The 3,843-nt window shown below is 52.7% G+C and carries 6 protein-coding genes and 1 pseudogene; 1 reads left to right on the forward strand and 6 read right to left on the reverse strand.

From position 1 onward, the window contains the following. Both AC2JC8_RS07600 and mgtE read right to left on the reverse strand, forming a co-directional pair. On the reverse strand, window positions 1–494 hold a 494-nt coding region (locus AC2JC8_RS07600), incomplete at its 3' end, for a sigma-70 family RNA polymerase sigma factor (RefSeq protein ID WP_484420328.1). 80 nt (window positions 495–574) lie between these two features. Next, entirely contained in the window at window positions 575–1,954 is a 1,380-nt protein-coding gene (gene mgtE, locus AC2JC8_RS07605; protein ID WP_484400037.1) for a magnesium transporter, read from the reverse strand. Between the two features lie 50 nt (window positions 1,955–2,004). Here mgtE and AC2JC8_RS07610 point away from each other — a divergent pair, with 50 nt between their 5' ends. After that, on the forward strand, window positions 2,005–2,481 hold the full coding sequence (locus AC2JC8_RS07610) for a glutathione peroxidase (protein ID WP_295456645.1): 477 nt from the start codon (window positions 2,005–2,007) through the stop codon (window positions 2,479–2,481). Here the strand turns inward: AC2JC8_RS07610 and AC2JC8_RS07615 are convergent. The 4 genes and pseudogenes from AC2JC8_RS07615 to AC2JC8_RS07630 all read right to left on the reverse strand — a co-directional run. Further along, window positions 2,465–2,857: a fluoride efflux transporter FluC gene (locus AC2JC8_RS07615; protein ID WP_484420326.1), complete on the reverse strand. Its 393-nt coding sequence runs from the start codon at window positions 2,855–2,857 to the stop codon at window positions 2,465–2,467. The genes AC2JC8_RS07610 and AC2JC8_RS07615 overlap by 17 nt on opposite strands. Next, window positions 2,854–3,222: a fluoride efflux transporter FluC gene (locus AC2JC8_RS07620; RefSeq protein ID WP_484400039.1), complete on the reverse strand. Its 369-nt coding sequence runs from the start codon at window positions 3,220–3,222 to the stop codon at window positions 2,854–2,856. The genes AC2JC8_RS07615 and AC2JC8_RS07620 overlap by 4 nt, the downstream gene beginning before the upstream one ends. Before the next feature lie 37 nt (window positions 3,223–3,259). After that, window positions 3,260–3,556 (reverse strand): SH3 domain-containing protein, encoded by a 297-nt coding sequence (locus AC2JC8_RS07625; protein ID WP_484400040.1) that lies wholly within the window; start codon window positions 3,554–3,556, stop codon window positions 3,260–3,262. After that, window positions 3,556–3,843: pseudogene (locus tag AC2JC8_RS07630) on the reverse strand (DNA topoisomerase IV subunit B); the annotation flags it as partial. The pseudogene AC2JC8_RS07630 and the gene AC2JC8_RS07625, both read right to left, overlap by 1 nt.

Consider the following 3,843-nt stretch of genomic DNA (forward strand, 5'->3'; position numbering starts at 1 on the left):
CGGATAGTGCGACTTTTTTCAGCAATTGCCCTTGTAATTCCCTGGCGAATCCACCAATAGGCGTAAGTAGAAAATTTATAGCCGCGGGTGGGATCAAATTTTTCTACGCCCCGCACTAAACCGATCGTGCCCTCCTGGATCAGATCGAGAAGCTCCATATTGCGCTTGGTGTATTTCTTAGCAACGCTCACCACTAAACGCAAATTTGCAGCCACCATCCTCTCTTTGGCGCGGCGGCCATTTATGAGGCGGCGCCTGAGCACGGCCGGTGAAAGGTTCAAACTCACAGCCAAATCATCCCGGCTTGGAGGTTCTCCTTGCCGCATTCGCATCTCTTCTTCTGTGTCTTCAATGCGCATCAGCTCTTGCACTTGGCGGCCAAGGGTGATCTCCTGCTCATGGCTGAGCAAGGGAACACGGCCGATATCACGCAGGTAAGAACGAACTAGATCTCCATCAACAGGGGGGCGAAGCTCGGCGGTGGGAGTGGCCACTACGTTGAATCTTGAAGTTATGTAAACAATAGTCCCACGAAGGGTGGTTTTTCTCTCAGAAAACTCAAGTCTTTTAAGACTCAGCCCTTTAAACCCAGGTGCAGCAGCAGCCAAGCCGCGGTTTGCAGATATATGAAAACACCAGCCACGTCTACCACTGTTGTGATAAATGGTGCAGACATCAAGGCGGGATCTAAACCAAGCCGATCAAACAGCAAAGGCAGGCTGGCTCCAGCCGTTGCCGCAAGGATTGAGATGCAAAGCATCGAAACCCCAGCCGCCATAGCCACCAAGGGTTCACCACTCAATTGCCAAGACCAAGGCACCACCACCGCCGCCAGCAATAAACCGAGCAAAACGCCAGCTAAGGCCTCCCGCGCCACCGTGCGCCAGGGCCCCAGGGCCTGCAAACGGTTGGTGCTAAGGCCGCGGATCACAACAGTGGAGCTTTGCGCCCCCACATTTCCGCCAGTGCCAATTAATAAAGGAATAAAAGCAGCGAGTTGCACTACCCGCTCCATCACCCCCTGCTGGGAGGCGATCACCGCTGAAGTGCCGGTATTGGTGATGAGCAACACCAACAACCACAACACCCGCCTTTTTGCCACCTCAAACAAATTGCTTTGGAAGTAATCGTCTTCATCGCCGGCCTGCACAGCACCGGCGGCATAAAGATCCCTGGTGGCCTCCTGTTCAATCACATCGATCACGTCGTCAACGGTCACGATTCCCACCAGCCGGTCTTCGCGATCCACCACTGGAATAGCGAGAAAGTCGTAACGCTTGATCAGCCTTGCCACCTCCTCTTGGTTGGTATCGGTGTAAACGCGCACCACTTCACGGGTCATCACCGCACCGATCAAATCCTCCGGATCAGCCACCACCAAATCCCTTAAAGAAAGAATTCCAGTGAGCTGGCGAGCTGCATCGGTTACGTAAAGGCTGTAGATCGTTTCAGTTATAAGGGCGCGGCGACGCACGATGGCAAGGGCCTGGGCGGCGTTATGAAATTCTTTGAGATCAATGAATTCGGTCGTCATTAAACGACCGGCGGTTTCACTTTCGTAGCCAAGTAACTGGGCTGTTACGCGGCGTTCTTCTGGGCTTAATTGCTGCAGCAGATTGCGCACCACCTTGGCGGGCAATTCATCAAATAAACGCACCCGATCATCGGGTGACATCTGCTCCACCAGCTCCAGCACCTCGCCAGAACGCAAGCGTTCAAGCAACGACTGTTGCACCGTTGCATCGAGGTATTCGTAAACCTCGATCGCCTCATTTTTGGGCAGTAAGCGAAAAGCAATCGCTTGCTGCAGGGTAGGCAAATTGCCAATTGCCTCTGCCGCATCAGCGGGTTGCTCCGGCTCCAGCAGCTGCTTTACAGCGTCGTAATTGCCAGCCATGAGCAAGCGCTCAAGGTATTGGGTGAGTTCTGGAATAGCGGTTGTGTTTTCGACCATCGCCCGAGTGTATGGGGGTGGTTAGGGTTTGAGGGTTTGGATTCAATCCCATGGCCCCAAGTATTAAAGGTGTGGTTGTTGCTAACGCCGCTGGTAGCCCCCAGGATCTAGCTGATCAGGCCGGCCAGGTGCTGTTGCTTGTGAATGTGGCAAGCCGTTGCGGATTCACTAAGCAATATGCCGGCTTGCAAGCTTTACAAGAAAAATATGGCCCCCAAGGCTTCAAGGTAATCGGTTTTCCTTGCAATGATTTTGGCGCCCAAGAACCAGGCACCATCGCCGAAATCCAAGATTTTTGTAGCACCACTTTTGGGGTGAATTTTGAACTATTCGCCAAGGTGAGTGCCACCGCCGCTCCATTCGACACACTCACCAAAACAGAACCGGCCGGGGCGATCGCTTGGAATTTTGAAAAATTTCTAGTGGGCCGTGATGGCACCGTGATTGGCCGCTACAAAAGCGGTGTTACCCCAGAGGCCGCTGAACTCACCGGCGCCATTGAAACCGCCCTTAGCGCTGCCGCCTAACACGGGCGCTGAGGCTGTAGCCAGATGCTGCAGCCATAAGACCTAGGCAAAGGCTTAGAAGCAACACTAAAAGGGCCTGCAACTGCTGGCCCTGGTGTTGCAACAGGGCCATATCGAGCATCCAACTGGAAAAAGTTGTAAGGGAACCGCAAAAACCGATGCCAAGGGCAAGCAATAAACCAGAGGCGATTGCTGGTGGTGCCACCAGGTAGCCAAGCAATGCCGCGCCAATTACATTCACCAGCAAATCCGCGCCAGCGGTAGCGAAAGGCAACACAGGAGCGAGATGCACAGTTGCTTGCCAGCGCAGTAGGGCCCCTGGAATTGCGCCGAGGGCCACTAACAGAAGTTGACGTAATTCAGTGCCTAAATTCACGCCAATCCACCGATCAATAAACCAAATTCCACTGCAAATAAACCGCCAACTAAAGAAGCTAGAGCCAGCATTAGTGAGGCGGCCTTGGCTTGGCGATGCAGCAGCACAAGCAATTCCACAATGAAGGTGGAAAAGGTGCTGAAGCTACCCAAAAAGCCAGTGGCCAGCAGAAGCAATAGCGGCGTTGAGGGGCAGGTTTGATTTAATCCCACCAGTAAACCCAAAAGAAAAGAAGCGGACATATTCACCGCCAAAGTGCCCCAGTGCTTAGCGGGTATTAACGGCTCAAAATGATTAATCAATCGAAACCGCAACCAAGCCCCTGGCACCGCCCCAAGTGATACCAGCAAAATGCTCTTAAACATAATTAGTAGCAAAGATGGTTAGTTCAGGGAACTGCACCTAACCGAGTAACCAGCCCCGCAGCGAACCTTGGCGAACCCGGCACCAACGTTCACCTTCACTGCTAAACCAAGTTTGCAAAATTTCGTATGGCATACCTGCATCTGCATCAGCGCCCAACAGCGGTGCCTGGTGATGGGGTGAAATCTGTAGTTGCTGTGGGGCAGCAGTTGCCAGTAGGGGTTCACCAGTACGGCGGCGGCGCAGCCCTGGCTGATCACGTTCAGCGCCACCGGCTGGCAAAGCTATTGGGGCCATAAGCGCCAAGCCAAATAACCAAGCCAAACGCAAAGGCATTAAATATCAAGCTCCGCAAGATCTAATTCAGCACTATGGGCTTCGATAAAAGCTCGGCGTGGCGCAACTTTATCGCCCATAAGGATTGTAAAAATACGATCCGCTTCAGCGGCATCTTCTATCTCCACCCGCTTCATCGTGCGGGTGGAGGGATCCATGGTGGTTTCCCAGAGTTGTTTAGGCATCATTTCACCTAAGCCTTTAAAGCGCTGAATCGTGTAATTAGCCTTTTCACCAAAACCAGCAAGTACTTTTTTAAGATCTTGTTCGTTGTAGCAATAGGTGTG

The organism is Synechococcus sp. (assembly GCF_982614295.1).